At 66.3% G+C, this 13,939-nt stretch carries 10 protein-coding genes, 1 tRNA gene and 1 pseudogene; 9 read left to right on the top strand and 3 right to left on the bottom strand.

From position 1 onward, the window contains the following. Positions 1 to 300: 300 nt before the first annotated feature. The 4 genes and pseudogenes from MNR01_RS17505 to MNR01_RS17475 form a co-directional block, all read left to right on the top strand. Positions 301 to 1,557, top strand: coding sequence for a hypothetical protein (locus tag MNR01_RS17505; RefSeq protein WP_305852236.1), 1,257 nt, complete (start codon positions 301 to 303; stop codon positions 1,555 to 1,557). After that, entirely contained in the window at positions 1,554 to 3,041 is a 1,488-nt protein-coding gene (locus tag MNR01_RS12350) for a hypothetical protein (RefSeq protein WP_241918080.1), read from the top strand. The genes MNR01_RS17505 and MNR01_RS12350 overlap by 4 nt, the downstream gene beginning before the upstream one ends. A gap of 56 nt (positions 3,042 to 3,097) precedes the next feature. Continuing rightward, positions 3,098 to 4,039, top strand: a complete 942-nt coding sequence (locus MNR01_RS12345) for a hypothetical protein (protein WP_241918079.1) — start codon at positions 3,098 to 3,100, stop codon at positions 4,037 to 4,039. 69 nt (positions 4,040 to 4,108) lie between these two features. Continuing rightward, a pseudogene (locus MNR01_RS17475) lies at positions 4,109 to 4,333 on the top strand (aquaporin); the annotation flags it as partial. Positions 4,334 to 4,462: 129 nt separating this feature from the next. On the opposite strand, the gene MNR01_RS12335 reads toward MNR01_RS17475, so the two are convergent. The 3 genes from MNR01_RS12335 to MNR01_RS12325 form a co-directional block, all read right to left on the bottom strand. Continuing rightward, a complete protein-coding gene (locus tag MNR01_RS12335) occupies positions 4,463 to 5,080 on the bottom strand; it encodes a hypothetical protein (RefSeq protein ID WP_241920701.1) in 618 nt (205 codons plus the stop codon). Positions 5,081 to 5,231: 151 nt separating this feature from the next. Then, positions 5,232 to 5,307, bottom strand: a tRNA-Ile gene (locus tag MNR01_RS12330). Positions 5,308 to 5,407: 100 nt separating this feature from the next. Then, positions 5,408 to 7,801 (bottom strand): GH92 family glycosyl hydrolase, encoded by a 2,394-nt coding sequence (locus MNR01_RS12325; RefSeq protein WP_256451843.1) that lies wholly within the window; start codon positions 7,799 to 7,801, stop codon positions 5,408 to 5,410. Between the two features lie 184 nt (positions 7,802 to 7,985). On the opposite strand from MNR01_RS12325, the gene MNR01_RS12320 reads away from it, so the two are divergent. Genes MNR01_RS12320 through MNR01_RS12300 form a run of 5 tightly spaced genes read left to right on the top strand, consistent with a single transcriptional unit; the run spans position 7,986 to position 13,936 of the window. Beyond that, positions 7,986 to 9,029, top strand: a complete 1,044-nt coding sequence (locus MNR01_RS12320) for a LacI family DNA-binding transcriptional regulator (RefSeq protein ID WP_241918078.1) — start codon at positions 7,986 to 7,988, stop codon at positions 9,027 to 9,029. After that, a complete protein-coding gene (locus MNR01_RS12315) occupies positions 9,026 to 10,312 on the top strand; it encodes a sugar MFS transporter (RefSeq protein WP_241918077.1) in 1,287 nt (428 codons plus the stop codon). The genes MNR01_RS12320 and MNR01_RS12315 overlap by 4 nt, the downstream gene beginning before the upstream one ends. After that, positions 10,309 to 11,316, top strand: a complete 1,008-nt coding sequence (locus MNR01_RS12310; RefSeq protein WP_241918076.1) for a carbohydrate kinase — start codon at positions 10,309 to 10,311, stop codon at positions 11,314 to 11,316. The genes MNR01_RS12315 and MNR01_RS12310 overlap by 4 nt, the downstream gene beginning before the upstream one ends. Then, on the top strand, positions 11,313 to 12,551 hold the full coding sequence (locus MNR01_RS12305; protein WP_241918075.1) for an AGE family epimerase/isomerase: 1,239 nt from the start codon (positions 11,313 to 11,315) through the stop codon (positions 12,549 to 12,551). The genes MNR01_RS12310 and MNR01_RS12305 overlap by 4 nt, the downstream gene beginning before the upstream one ends. Continuing rightward, complete coding sequence (locus MNR01_RS12300; protein WP_241918074.1) at positions 12,548 to 13,936, top strand: glycoside hydrolase family 47 protein; 1,389 nt, start codon at positions 12,548 to 12,550, stop codon at positions 13,934 to 13,936. The genes MNR01_RS12305 and MNR01_RS12300 overlap by 4 nt, the downstream gene beginning before the upstream one ends. Positions 13,937 to 13,939: the final 3 nt, after the last annotated feature.

The raw sequence follows: 13,939 nt of genomic DNA, 5'->3' as shown, positions 1-13,939 counted from the left end.
CATCAGCGCCGCGAGTGCGCGAGTGCTGCCGTCACGTCTCGTGGGTGGTGAGCGCAGACATCGATAGGGCAGTAGCGCTGCCCGCATCGCAATGCTTCGTGCATCGTGCGAAACGTCGGTCCATCGCTGGCCGGCGACGTGAATCTTCCGCGTTACCGCTACTGGACGCCGCCTGGTTGGCGTCCCCGCAGCCGCGGAACATCGAAGTTCGCCTCCTCGCCCACGGAAGGATCAGGTTGCCCGCCCGGCATTCGCACCGTCATCCCCCCCTCCCATTCCATCTCATGCTGGAGCATGACCATGTCATCTGGCCGTCCGATCAGCGAAGCTCTTCGCACGCTCGCAACGAATCTGAAGTTGGACGTCGGCCGCCTCGAGCGCGGCGAGACGCTGAAAACAACGGTGGTCGTGCCCACCCCGCAGGAGATGAAGAAGCTGCTGGCGGTGCGCGCTCCGGGCAGCGACTTCGATCGCATCGCCGCGGCGCTGGAACTCACCGATGAGCATCCGGATTCCTACGAGGCCGGGCTCAAACATTTCTCCGCTTACCTGTGCGGCGTCAGCGAACTCGACACCAGCATCGGCAGCGCCTTCTTCAAGAAGCGCTTTCCCATGACCGTGCACGTTGCCGTCGCACAGACGGTGGAGGTGAAGACGGACGTCGTCATCGAGCCGGGTTCCCCACCCCATTTTGTGTCTTGTGACGACCTGATCTTCGACGGGGGTTCCTATGTGGTGCAGAACACCAACTTCACGCTGTGGGTCACCAATGAGCTGAAGATCAAATCCAGCGGAGGCCGCCCGTACCACATCGGCATCCTCGGCGCGCCCGGAGGCGACGGCCCTGCAGGGCCGAACGCAGAGGATCAGAAGCAGGCGCCGCGCGGCAAGGACGCACCGGTGCCTTCGCCCGGAGTGTGCACCGGCGCAGGCTCAGGCGGTGATGGCACGGAGGGTAACGTCGGCTACACCGGTGGCAAGGGCGAAGACGCGAAAGACGGTCTGCCGAGCCTGGGTGCGCTGATCAACATCGCCAATTTCGCCACCCTGCAGGCGCCGCTGGTGCTGTTCGGCATGTCGGGACGCGGTGGAACCGGCGGCAAGGGTGGGAATGGCGGACGCGGGCAACAGGGCGGCGACGGCGGCAACGGCTGCAAGTCGGGTTGCGAAGGCACCGACGGCGGCAATGGCCGCAACGGGGGGAACGGCGGCACCGGCGGTAACGGGGGCAAGGGCGGCAACAGCGTCAATGGCGGCCTGATCAACCTCAATATCAACTCCGCACAGAAAGGGCCAAGCTTCTTCGTCTACACGGGGCAGCAGTCGTCGCCCGGCGGTGGTGGCGCAGCTGGCGAGGCTGGTTGGCCCGGCGATCCCGGCAAGGGCGGCGAGGGCGGTCACGGCAGTTCCCGCGGAAAGGACGGCAACACCGGCCTGATGGGCAGCCCCGGCACCAAGGGCCAGGACGGCGGCGGCTACGGCACAGCGCCGCAGCTGATCCCGGGCACCTACGTGCCGCCCGAATCGATCGCGATCGAACTGGAGCGTGGGTCATGACCTCCGAGCTGCATGCGCAGGATTATCCGTACTCGCTCAGCGCCAACGGCGACGTGCGCCTGAAGCTGTTCGTGTTCAAGCGGATCTCGACGGTCAACCTCGAGTCCAGAGTGGTGTACCTGATCCGCGCTGCGCTGAAGGTGTCGATCTACAACCCCAAGGGCATCAACATCAATCCGGGCCCGATGACCGAGTACAAGGACTACCCCGCATTGTTCAGCTTCACCAAGACGCTGACATCGAAAGTCGCGGCGGAGAAAAACAACTTTCGCCTGCTGTCGTACGCGCCCATCACGGTCAACTCCGCGATCAACACCTCGCGCAGCGACTCGCACGATCAACAGTTGACCAACTCGACCCAGCAGTCGGTCGGTTCGAGTACTTCGCAGACCAACTCCTTCGGCGTCAACGTGCAGGGAGGGGTGATGATGGACATGCCGATGTGGTCGGTCGGCTTCAGCTACGAGCACGCCTACGCCGAGGCGCAGAGCCGGGAGAACGCGCAGGCCAGCGGCACCAGCACCGGTCAGCAACTGGGCAATGTCGATTCCTTCAGCATCAAGGACTGGGGCATCTACGCCTCGTCGAACCAGACGAACCTGCAGGCGGGCTGGGTGTGCGCGCAGGAGTACCCCTGGGACGTGCTGCAGTTCCGCAGCGTCACCGGTGGTACGGGCGATATCGAAATGCCGCGCCCCATCCTCGATCGGATGCTGATCGACGACTGCGTACTGCCGCCCTCGCAGCTGTCGCTGTTCGGGACGGATTTCACCTTCACTTCGGACTGGAGCTTCACGCCCACTGAGGAGAATGTGGACATGGACACGCCGCTGGTCGCCCTGTCGGTCGACACGGCGTACATGCTGGGCTCGCACGAGCGCACCGGGACCAGCCCGCCATACTCGCTGGCGTTCAAGCTGAGCACGCCGGCGCGGGACACGAAGGAATTCACGCTGACCTGGTGGGAGCTGGAATGCCTTGCGCTCAATGCGTTAGTGCCCGGGCGCAACGATGCCAGCCTTAATCTGGAGAAGTTGCCGGCGAAGCGCTTTCCGACCACCACGCCACTGACGGTCACCTCCCCGACGAACACACTGCTGTGCGTCGCCAAGGGCTTCACGGCGGGCATGGTGGCCGATGTGGCGACGACGCCAGCGACCTACCACCTGGCGTTCAAGGTGACCGACACGGTGGGTGAGGTGTCGCTGTACCTGAAGCACTGGAAGCACGATGCTGCCGCCGTCCGGCTCGACATCAAGGTCAACGAGTTCGATCTGCCTGCGCAGTACGTGGACGCGAAACAGGGCGTGGGCGGCATGAGCAACCGCACGCAGATCATCCTGCGTTCCGTCGACTACATGGCCGAGGATTTCTGCGATTACCTGAAGGTCGGGCTTAACGAGATCAAGGTGACGGTTTCGACCGCTGAGTCGCCGCCGCCTGCGACCGCCCGTTACTGCCTGGCCGCCATCGTTGTGTCGTGATTCCAGAACGCTGCGGTGCCACGCGCGCCGCAGCGGCTTCCGAACGAGGAGCAATCGTGCCGAAGCAATCGAAGGAGCTGGTCCCACCGCAGTACCGCGAGCGGTACACGCCCCGGCAACGCGCCACGCAGACCGAGAAGAGCGCGCGGGTTATGCATGCGCTGCTGAAGAAACCCATCAGCAAGGTGGTACCTGTCCAAAACACGTTGAAGGCGCACGACCCGAAAAAGGCCATCGCCAAGCTCGAGCTGCAGATGAATCCCGGTATGAAGGGGAAATTCGACGACTTCTACCGTGGGCTCTGGGAAGCGCAGGACGAGTTCGTCAGGACCTCTTATGTGCGCGACCTGCTGATACAACTCGATAAGCGCAACCTGAGCAACGTCGAGATGGCACGATTGAAGAATGTCGTCGACGATTTCTCGAGCGTCCGATTCCCCACGCGTTGGTCGGGGTTCAAGCTCAAGGACGGCAACACCATCAACAGTCAGGTCCAGATGCAGCACCCGACGGCCATGAACACCGGCATCTGGGTGCCCGCCGTCCACGGATTCTCCGGACCGCATACCAAGCAGGACGAAGCGCGGGTGAAGGTCGCGCTGGACACGATCAACCGCTTCGTGCAGAAGGACGCCAACGGGGTCGTCACCCTGAAACCGGGCGTGACGGCGGATCAGGTCGTGAGGAGCGTCCTGATCGCCGTTGGCACGTTCACGCTGAACTACTTCACCGCACCGGCTCGCGCCGGAAACGTGGAGGCGACTGCGTCGGACGCGGTGAAGGACGCGCAGACCCAGGCACGCGAGTTCGTCAAGGATCAGCTCGAAGCGATCGGCGCGAAGCGGCATGTGCCCGCGGCCGGCAGCGTGCTGATTCCGAAGTTGAATCTTCCCGCCCGCGACTTCCGCCCCGACCTGTTGGACGAGGGCGAGATCAGCCCGCGCCGCGGGGCTCCGGTGAGCAAGGCCTTGGCGGAGACGTTGTGGATCAAGGTTTAGCGGGCCACGCGGTGGCAGACGCGCTAGCCTGCTTCCAATGCGGCACGCGGCCACTTCCCTGTCCAACCTGTGCCGCGTCCCGGTCATTCTTTTCGCGTGCCACCCACTTCATATCTGCCACGAGTGTGGGAACGACTTGATGCAGTGACGCTGATCCAACTGATCAGAATCGCGGTGACGAATACGTCGGTTAACGCGGCGCGTTCGACAGGCGTGGCGCTATTGGAGGGCCGTGTCGTGATGACGCAGCTTTGGCTGTTCTGGGATGCACCGATTGCCGGCGGGCTGCTGGGTGGCGTTGTGTATCGCCGGCACGGGTATCAAGTGCCGGAACCGCGCCGAACCCCCTGGCTTGCGTATCGCTTCTGGGACATCAGCCGGATTACCCCATGCCCGCTCTGGGTCGTAGCCACACACGGCTTCTCACTCCGGCGAACGGTCCAACTTGCCTACTCGCGCAATGAACTCCCGATCCATGAAAACGCCGAGGAATTTGACCAGGACGAAGCAACACCCGGGACAGGCTCCATCATTGCCTCCCGCCCCAGGCGTGAGTTTGCCGTGGGCGAACGCATGGCGAATCGCACCCGCCAGCGCGGCCGGATTCACCGATTTGCCGGCAAGATAGTCCTCGACGAAGCGCTTGTCGCCGTCGAGATGGTCGGCGGCGGCCCGAAAGAACTTCTCGTCACCTTCGATGCCGCGCAGCTTTTCCATGACGCGGTCCTGCTCGCCAGCGGGCAGAGCCCCCTCCGCGTCCTTTTGCCCCCATCCCAAGCAGCCCAGAAGATGCTCGAATGCGGAGTAACTGAGCTGTAGCTTGATAAGGGCCGTATAGCCGTGAACGGTACTGTCGCCAAGGACAGCGAAGTCGGCATGTTTGAACGACTTCGCTGCCCTATAGCGCGCACCAAACCGGTTTAGATCTCCGACTGTTGTGTCCTTTCCAAAACCCATCTGAGGGAGGCCCGACGGCACATTGGCCTCGTAGTCCTTCCATCTGGGCGGATAGTTCACCTTGTCCGTGGGTTTGATCTTCATCGGATTTCCTTGTGACCGGTGTATCGAACGATGATCGCGCGGCAATAGTTACTGGGACGGCATAGTCAGCGGAGGCTGCGCACGCAGCTCCAGCGAAAGATCGAGGCGAACAAGCCCAAGGGCTTTGCGAGATGACCGTGACTGCTCGATTTGGTGGGCCCACCAGGATTCGAACCTGGAACCAAGGGATTATGAGTCCCCTGCTCTAACCGTTGAGCTATAGGCCCGTAGGCTGCGCATCTTACCAGTCCATGCTTTTGGACGGCTCCTGCTTTTGCACGGCTCCTGCTTTGGACGGCTCGCCCGTCGGGCGAGGCCGCCGCGGTGTCAACGTCCGGCGGACATCGAGTACGGCCGCTGCGCCGCCCCCGTCGCCCATGCCTTGTCCGGCTGCGCCTGCATCGTGAAGTGAAGCTCGCCGCCGGCCATGATTTCCTCGTGGCGGATGAAGGCGCGCTCCAGCGGCTTGCCGTTGAGCATCGCCTTGCCGATGTACGGATGGGCTGCATCAATCCCTTCGGCTACTACCGTGAAGCGCTTGCCATTGGGCAGGTTGAGGCTCGCGCGCGGCAGGAACGGCCGGCCGATGATGTACTCGTTGCTGGCCGGCGCGACCGGGTAGAAGCCCAGCGCGGTGAACACGTACCAGGCCGACATCTGCCCCAGGTCGTCGTTGCCCGCCAGCCCATCCGGGCGCGCTGCGTACTGCGTGGCCATGATCTGCCCCAGGCGCTCCTGGGTCCGCCACGGCTGGCCGGCGTACGCGTACAGGTAGGCGACGTGGTGGCTGGGTTCGTTGCCGTGCGCGTACCAGCCGATCAGGCCGGTGATGTCTTCCATGTGCTCGAAGATCTTCGGGTCGACCTTTGCGTCGAACACCGCGTCCAGGCGCGCGACCAGCTTGTCCTCGCCGCCGTGCGCGGCAGCCAGGCCGGCGACGTCCTGCGGCACGTACCACGAGTACTGCCAGGCATTGCCTTCGGTGTAGTCGCTGCCGTAGCCGCTGGCGGTGGCGTCGAAGGGTTCGCGGAAGCTGCCGTCGCGCTTGCGCGCACGCATGAACCCGGTCTTTTCGTCGAAGGCATGGCGCCAGTTGGCGGCGCGCTTGCCGAACCGGTCGGCAACGTCCTTGTTGCCCATCGACTCGGCCATGCGCGCGATGGTCCAGTCGTCGAATGCGTACTCGAGCGTCTTCGACGCCGCCTCGCCTTCCTCGTCGATCGGCACGTAGCCCAGCTGCATGTACTGGGCGATGCCGTCGTAGGGGCCGTAGCTGGCGCTGTCGACCATCGCCTTGAGCGCCTTGTCGGTGTCGTAGCCGCGGATGCCCTTCATGTAGGCATCGGCGATCACCGGCACGGCGTGGTAGCCGATCATGCACCACGTCTCCTGGCCGTGGAACGCCCACACCGGCAGCACGCCATACGGGCTGTGGTCATGCGAGGCCAGCAGCGAGTTGACGAAGTCGTTGTTGCGCTGCTCAGGCTGCACCAGCGTCAGCAGCGGATGCAGTGCGCGGTAGGTGTCCCACAGCGAGAACGTCGAGTAGTGGGTGAAGCCCTTGGCCTGGTGCACGGCATTGTCCGGGCCGCGGTAGCGTCCGTCGCTGTCCATGAAAAGGCTCGGGCCCATCAGCGTGTGGTACAGCGCGGTATAGAAGCTGCGGCGCTGCGCTTCGGGGGCATCGATGTCGACTGCGCCCAACGCCTGCATCCACTGCGCCTTGGCAGCACTGCGCACGCCGTCGAAGTCGAAGCCCGGGACTTCGGCGTCGAGGTTGGCGATGGCGCTGTCCTCGCTCACCGGCGAGATCGCGACCTTCACCACCATCGACTTGCCGGCGGCTGCGTCGAAGTCGAAGGCGCCGACCAGCTGGCGGCCTTCGATCTGCGCACGCTGGCGCGGGTCCTTTTCGCCCGGCGGCGGGAAGCCCTTGTAGGGGACGTCCTGCTCGGTGTCGTGGAACTGGTGACCACTGACCGGCTGCGAGAAGCGCATGGCGAAGTACAGCTGTCGGCCCGGCGCCCAGCCGCGGGTTTCGCGGAAGCCGGTGACGGTGTCGTCGCTGCGCAGGCGCAACCGCGACCACTGCACCTTGCCGGGGTAGTCGTACATGCTGGTGCGCAGGTCAACCAGCACGTGCGCCGGCTTGCCCTTCGGGAACCGGTAGCGGTGCACGCCGACGCGCGCACTGGCGGTCAGTTCGGCGCGGATCGCGTAATCCTGCAGCGTCACCGCGTAGTAGCCGGGCTGGGCGATCTCGCCGTCGTGGCTGAAACGCGACATGTAGCCGCTGCCGGGCTTGCTTGCGTCGCCGCGTTCGAGCTTCACCTCGCCGGCAATCGGCATCACCAGCACGTCGCCGAGGTCGGAGTGGCCGGTACCGGAGAAGTGCGTGTGCGAGAAACCGGTGATCGTGTTGTCGTCGTAACGGTAGCCGGCGGCCCAGCCGTAGCCTTCCTTGCGCGACTTGATCTGGGTGTCGGGGCTGAGCTGGACCATGCCGAACGGCACCACCGCACCCGGGAAGGTGTGGCCTTCGCCGCCGGTGCCGATGAAGGGGTCGACCGAGGCGTAGGCGCGGGCGGCGGCGGCATCGGGTCTCGTCGCGGGGGCGGCGACGACCATGCCGGCCATCGCCCAGGTGCACAGCGCCGACAGCAGGAACAGGCGGCGCGGGACGGCGGGCGAAGGGGTGGTCTGGCGGGCAAGGCGGGGCATGGTTGCTCCTGGGTCCGTGGCGCTGGCGGACGGAAATTTGGATCGTTCTAAACCGCGGCAACCTAGCACGCGACCGAAGCCACTTCATGCTGCGCTGCAGAATGCGCTGCTCCGGCCCCGGGCGCAGGATGTGCGCAATTTAGAACGATCCAAATTGCCGCCCGATGCCCTCCGGAACCCCGCGATGACCCCACCGGTGCGACCCCGCGCCCGGGTAACCCTGGCCGACATCGCCAACGCCTGCGACCTGTCGCGGGCGACGATCTCGCTGGTCCTGCGCGGCAGCCCGCTGGTCAATGCCGAGACGCGGGCGCGGGTCGAGGCCGAACTCAAGCGCCAGCGCTACGTCTATCACCGCGGCGCCGCCAACCTGCGCCGCAACGTGTCCTCGACCGTGGCGTTGGTCATCAACGACCTGTCCAACCCGTTCTTCGCCGAGTTCGCGGCGGGCGTCGACGAGGCCCTGGCCGCCGCCGGCTACGTCACCCTGCTCGGCAGCACCGGCGAATCGGCCGAACGTCAGCAGACGGTGCTTGCCTCCCTGCTCGAGCACGACCCGGCCGGCATCATCCTCTCGCCCGCCGAAGGCAGCGACGGTGCGCGCCTGCGTGGCTTGCTCGGCGTGCACACGCCGACGCTGGTGTTCAACCGCGAACTTGGCGCCGACTGGGACTTCCTCTCGCTCGACAACGTGCGTGGCGCGCGCATGGCCACTGAGCACCTGCTGGCGCAGGGCCATCGCCGCATCGCCTTCTTCGGCGGACACCAGGATTCAAGCTCGTGCCATCAGCGTCGCGAGGGGTATCGCGAGGCGCTGGTAGCAGCCGGCATCACGCCCGAGCCGCAGTGGCTGGTCGAGTGCGCGCCGACACGGCTGGAAGCAGCGCGCCAGACCGGCGCGTTGTTCGTGCGCGACCCCGCCCCGACCGCGGCGGTCTGCTACAACGACGCGGTCGCGCTTGGGCTGATGGCAGGACTGGCCACGCGCGGTCGCCGCGCCGGTCACGACTTCGCCGTCACCGGCTTCGACGACATCCCCGAAGCCGCCGTCAGCGCACCGCCGCTGACCACCGTCGCGGTGGATCCGCGCGCGCGCGGCCGCCAGGCCGCCGAGCTGATCCTGCAACGCCTGCGCGATCCGTCCGCGCCCTCCACCGCCACCATCGCGCCCGTGCAGCTGAAGCTGCGCGCGAGCAGCCTCAATGCCTCACCAGGGGACAACGCATGAGCAGACGCAACCTGTCCTCGACCGCCGCGATCGCGGTGCTGACGACGATCTTCTTCACCTGGGGCGCGCTGACCAGCCTCAACGACGTGCTGATCCCGCACCTGAAAGCCGTGTTCGAGATGAACTACGCGCAGACGATGCTGATCCAGTTCACCTTCTTCAGCACCTACCTGTTGATGTCACTGCCGGCCGGCAAGGTCGTGTCGCTGTTTGGCTACAAGCACAGCATCGTGATCGGGCTGTGCGTGGCGGGCGCCGGCGCGTTGCTGTTCTTCCCGGCGGCGAGGATTCCGTCGTATCCGCTGTTCCTGTTCGCTCTGTTCGTGCTCGCCAGTGGCATCACCCTGCTGCAGGTATCGGCCAATCCGTACATCGCGCTGCTAGGAGACGGCCAGACGGCGTCGAGCCGGTTGACGCTGGCGCAGGCGCTGAACTCGCTGGGCCACACGCTGGGCCCGCTGCTGGTCGGCCCGCTGATCCTGTCGGGCGTGGTGATCGGTGGCGCCGAGCTGGCGCTGATGACCGAAGCGCAGCAGACCGCCTACCGCGTGACCCAGGCCGAATCGGTGCAGATGCCGTACGTCGGCATCGCGCTGGGCCTGTTCCTGCTGGCGGCGTTCGTGGTCGTGTTCCGCCTGCCTGCGCTGACCGAGGCGACCGAACGCGCTGACGATCGTCGCCATACCTTTGCCGAGGCATTGCGCCATGGTCATCTGCGCTTCGGCGTGGCGGCCATCTTCCTCTACGTCGGCGCCGAGGTGGCGATCGGCAGCTTCCTGATCAACTACATCACCGATGCCCGCATCGGCGCGATCAGCGAGGCATCGGCGGCCAGGTACGTGGCCTGGTACTGGGGCGCGGCGATGGTCGGCCGCTTCATCGGCTCGGCGCTGCTGCGCAGGATCGAGCCGCGGATCCTGCTCGGCCTGTTCGCGATGGTCGCCATCGCCCTGTTGTCGACCACCATGCTCAACGAAGGTCCGGTCGCGATGTGGAGCGTGATCGCCATCGGCCTGTTCAACTCGATCATGTTCCCGACCATCTTCACCCTTGGCATCGACGGTCTCGGGCCGCTGACCAGCAAGGCGTCGAGCCTGCTGGTGATGGCCATCGTCGGCGGCGCGGTCGTGCCGCTGCTGCAGGGCGTGCTGGCCGATCGCATCGGCATCCAGCACGCCTTCGTGCTGCCGTTGCTGTGCTACGTCTACATTGCCTGGTACGGCTTCCGTGGTGCACGACGCGCCGAAACGACGGTGCTGGCACCGGCGGTGACCACGCCATGAGCGCGGTGAATGGCCGTACCGCCATCGCCTGCTTCGGTGAGGCGCTGATCGATTTCCTCGCGGTTCCGCCAGTGGCCGGGCAGCCACGCCAGTTCGCCGAGTACGCCGGCGGCGCGCCTGCCAACGTCGCCGCCGCGGTGGCGCGCCTGGGCGGCAACTCGCGCTTCGTCGGCATGCTCGGCGCCGACATGTTCGGCGAGTTCCTGATGTCGCAGTTGCGCGCGATGGGCGTGGACACGCGCTACGCCGTGCACACGTCCGCGGCGCGCACCGCGCTGGCCTTCGTCTCGCTGGATGCCGATGGCGAGCGCAGTTTCAGCTTCTACCGCCCGCCGGCCGCCGACCTGCTGTTCCGCGAGGAGCACTTCGACCCGACCTGCTTCGACGATGCGGCCGTGCTGCACGTGTGCTCCAACAGCCTCACCGAAGCCGACATCGCCGCCACCACGCTCGCCGGCATGCGCCTGGCGCGCGAGGCCGGGGCGATGGTCAGCATGGACCTCAACCTGCGTCCGTCGCTGTGGCCCGAAGGCGTCGACCCGGCGCCGCGCCTGTGGGATGCACTCGCGCAGGCCGACCTGGTGAAGCTCTGCCGTAGCGAGGCCGACTTCCTGATCCGCCGCGCTGGCGACGAGAAGGCGATGCTGCGCCGTCTGTGGCAGGGGCACGCCAAGTGCGTGCTCATCACCGACGGCGGCCAGCCGGTGCGCTGGTTCACGCGCGATGCCGATGGCGTCGCGCCGACGTTCGCCGTCACGGTCATCGACACCACCGCCGCCGGCGATGCGTTCGTCGGCGCGCTGCTGCACCGGCTGGTCGAACGCGGCGCCGGGGCTGACAGTCTGGTGACGCTGCTCGACGACCGCGTCGCGCTCACCGACGCACTCCGGCACGCCGCAGCCGGTGGCGCGCTGGCGACCACGCGCCACGGCGCGTTTGCCGCCATGCCCGGCCGCGACGACCTCGATCAACTCCTGCGACCCATTGCAAGGACGGAACCATGAGCCGCATTCCCCCTTCCCCGCCCGACTTCCGCAGCCAGGACTTCCTGCGCGCGCACATCGCCGCGACGATGACGTTCTACCATCCGCGCGCGATCGATCCGGCCGGTGGCTTCTTCCACTACTTCCGCGACGACGGCAGCGTCTATGACGCCGCCCACCGGCACCTGGTGAGCAGCACGCGCTTCGTCTTCAACTACGCGATGGCGGCGCGCGAGTTCGGCAACGCCGAGTATCTGGACGTCGCCCGCCACGGCCTGCGCTACCTGCGAGAGGTCCACCGCGACCCACGCAGCGGCGGCTACGCCTGGACGATCCGCGACGGCGTCGCCGAGGACCGCACCAACCACTGCTACGGCGTCGCCTTCGTGCTGCTCGCCTACTCCACCGCGCTCAAAGCAGGCATCAGCGAGGCCGCGCCGTGGATGGACGAGACCTGGGAACTGCTGGAATCGCGCTTCTGGGAACCCGCGCACGGGCTCTACCGCGACGAGGCCGACGCCGACTGGAACTTTTCCAGCTACCGCGGCCAGAACGCCAACATGCACATGTGCGAGGCGATGCTGGCCGCGTTCGAGGCCAGCGGCCAGCCGCGCTACCTCGAGCGTGCGCTTGCGCTGGCCGACCACATGACGCGGCGCCAGGCCGCGCACGCCGGCGGCCTGGTCTGGGAGCACTACGACCGCGACTGGAACATCGACTGGGATTACCACCGCGACGATCCAAAACACCTCTTTCGTCCGTGGGGGTTCCAGCCCGGTCACCAGACCGAGTGGAGCAAGCTGCTGCTGATCCTCGATTCCCACCTGCGCGAGCGCGGCGTGGCCGCACCGTGGCTGCGCGAGCGTGCGGCGCACCTGTTCGACACGGCGGTCACCGCCTCCTGGGACGCGCGCCACGGCGGTTTGTTCTACGGCTTCTCGCCAGAAGCCGGCCACCCGGTCTGCGACCACGACAAGTACTTCTGGGTGCAGGCCGAATCGCTCGCCGCGGCGGCACGGCTGGCGCAGGCCACCGGCGACGACCGCTACTGGGACTGGTACCAGCGCCTGTGGGACTACGCATGGCGCTACTTCATCGACCACGACCAAGGCGCCTGGTACCGCATCCTCGATCGCAACAACCGCAAGTACAGCGACGAGAAGAGCCCGGCCGGAAAGACCGACTACCACACCATGGGCGCGTGCTACGACGTCCTCCACCTGCTGCGCGCGCACGCGCCGGAGACTGACGCGTGACCAACCTTCGTCCGCTGCTGCTGTCCTTGCTGCTGTTCCCCACGGTCGGCGTCGAGGCTTCTCCCACCCTGAAGAAGCCCGCGACGCCGCCCGTACTCACCCAGGCCCAGGCCGCGCAGAGCGCCGAGCGCGTCAAGGCCGAGTTCCTGCACGCCTGGCGCGGCTACCGCGAGCACGCCTTGGGCCATGACGGTCTCAAGCCGCTGAGCAACGCACCGCACGACTGGTACGGCCAGTCATTGTTGATGACGCCGGTCGACGCGCTCGACACGATGATCCTGATGGGCCTGGACGACGAAGCCCGCGACGCGCGCGAGCTGATCGCCACGCAGCTGTCGTTCGACCGCGACATCGACGTCAAGCATTTCGAGATCGTGATCCGGCTGCTTGGCGGTTTGCTGTCGGGCTATCAGCTCAGCGGCGACGAGCGCCTGCTCAAGCTGGCCGAAGACCTCGGCACGCGCATGCTGCCGGCGTTCGATTCGCCGACCGGCCTGCCGTACGTCTACGTCAACCTGCGCACCGGCAAGGCCCACGGCAACGACAGCAACCCCGCCGAAGCCGGCACGCTGCTGCTCGAGTACGGCACGCTCAGCAAGCTCACCGGCAACCCGGTGTTCTACGACAAGGCCAAGCGCGCCCTGGTCGCCACCTACGAGCGTCGTTCGAAGATCGGCCTGGTCGGCGAGCGCTTCGATGTCGAGAGCGGCAAGTGGACGCAGACGCGCAGCCACGTCGGCGCCCGCATCGACTCGTACTACGAGTACCTGTGGAAGTGCTGGAAGCTGTTCGGCGACCGCGACTGCCTGGCGATGTGGAAGACCAGCATCGCCGCGGCCAACCGCTACTACCCGGACGAGGTCAACGGCGCGCTGTGGGTCGGCCACGTCGACATGAACACCGGCAAGCGGCTTGGCAGCCTGTACGGCGCGCTCGACGCGTTCTACCCGGGGCTGCTGGCGTACTCGGGCGACGTCGACCGCGCACGCCGGCTGCAGGCATCGTCGTTCACGATGTGGCGCGTGCACGGGATCGAGCCGGAACAGTACGACTACCGCAAGGGCGAGGTGACGCATGCCGGCTATCCGCTGCGCCCGGAGATCATCGAGTCGGCGTGGTACCTGCACCGCCTGACCGGCGACAAGCAGTACCAGGCGATGGGCCAGGAGATGTTCGAGGACTTCGTCCGCTACACGCGCACCGACTCGGGCTTCGCCACGCTCAAGAGCGTGGTGACCAAGGAGAAGGAAGACGACATGGAGAGCTTCGTGCTGGCCGAGACGTTCAAGTACTTCTACCTGCTGTTCGCGCCAGCGAAGACGCTCGATCCTGGCAAGGTGGTCCTCAACACCGAGGCACATCCCCTGCGCAGGACCTGGAAGTAGTCA

This window comes from Lysobacter sp. S4-A87 (assembly GCF_022637455.1).
In the GTDB taxonomy this organism is placed as follows: domain Bacteria; phylum Pseudomonadota; class Gammaproteobacteria; order Xanthomonadales; family Xanthomonadaceae; genus Lysobacter_J.
This window is presented reverse-complemented; position numbering and strand designations above follow the sequence as displayed.

Coding starts and splice junctions, on each gene's coding strand:
- MNR01_RS12320 (WP_241918078.1), top strand. CDS start 7,986: ATGACCCCACCGGTGCGACCCCGCGCCCGGGTAACCCTGGCCGACATC.
- MNR01_RS12305 (WP_241918075.1), top strand. CDS start 11,313: ATGAGCCGCATTCCCCCTTCCCCGCCCGACTTCCGCAGCCAGGACTTC.
- MNR01_RS12350 (WP_241918080.1), top strand. CDS start 1,554: ATGACCTCCGAGCTGCATGCGCAGGATTATCCGTACTCGCTCAGCGCC.
- MNR01_RS12335 (WP_241920701.1), bottom strand. CDS start 5,080: ATGAAGATCAAACCCACGGACAAGGTGAACTATCCGCCCAGATGGAAG.
- MNR01_RS12325 (WP_256451843.1), bottom strand. CDS start 7,801: ATGCCCCGCCTTGCCCGCCAGACCACCCCTTCGCCCGCCGTCCCGCGC.
- MNR01_RS17505 (WP_305852236.1), top strand. CDS start 301: ATGTCATCTGGCCGTCCGATCAGCGAAGCTCTTCGCACGCTCGCAACG.
- MNR01_RS12310 (WP_241918076.1), top strand. CDS start 10,309: ATGAGCGCGGTGAATGGCCGTACCGCCATCGCCTGCTTCGGTGAGGCG.
- MNR01_RS12315 (WP_241918077.1), top strand. CDS start 9,026: ATGAGCAGACGCAACCTGTCCTCGACCGCCGCGATCGCGGTGCTGACG.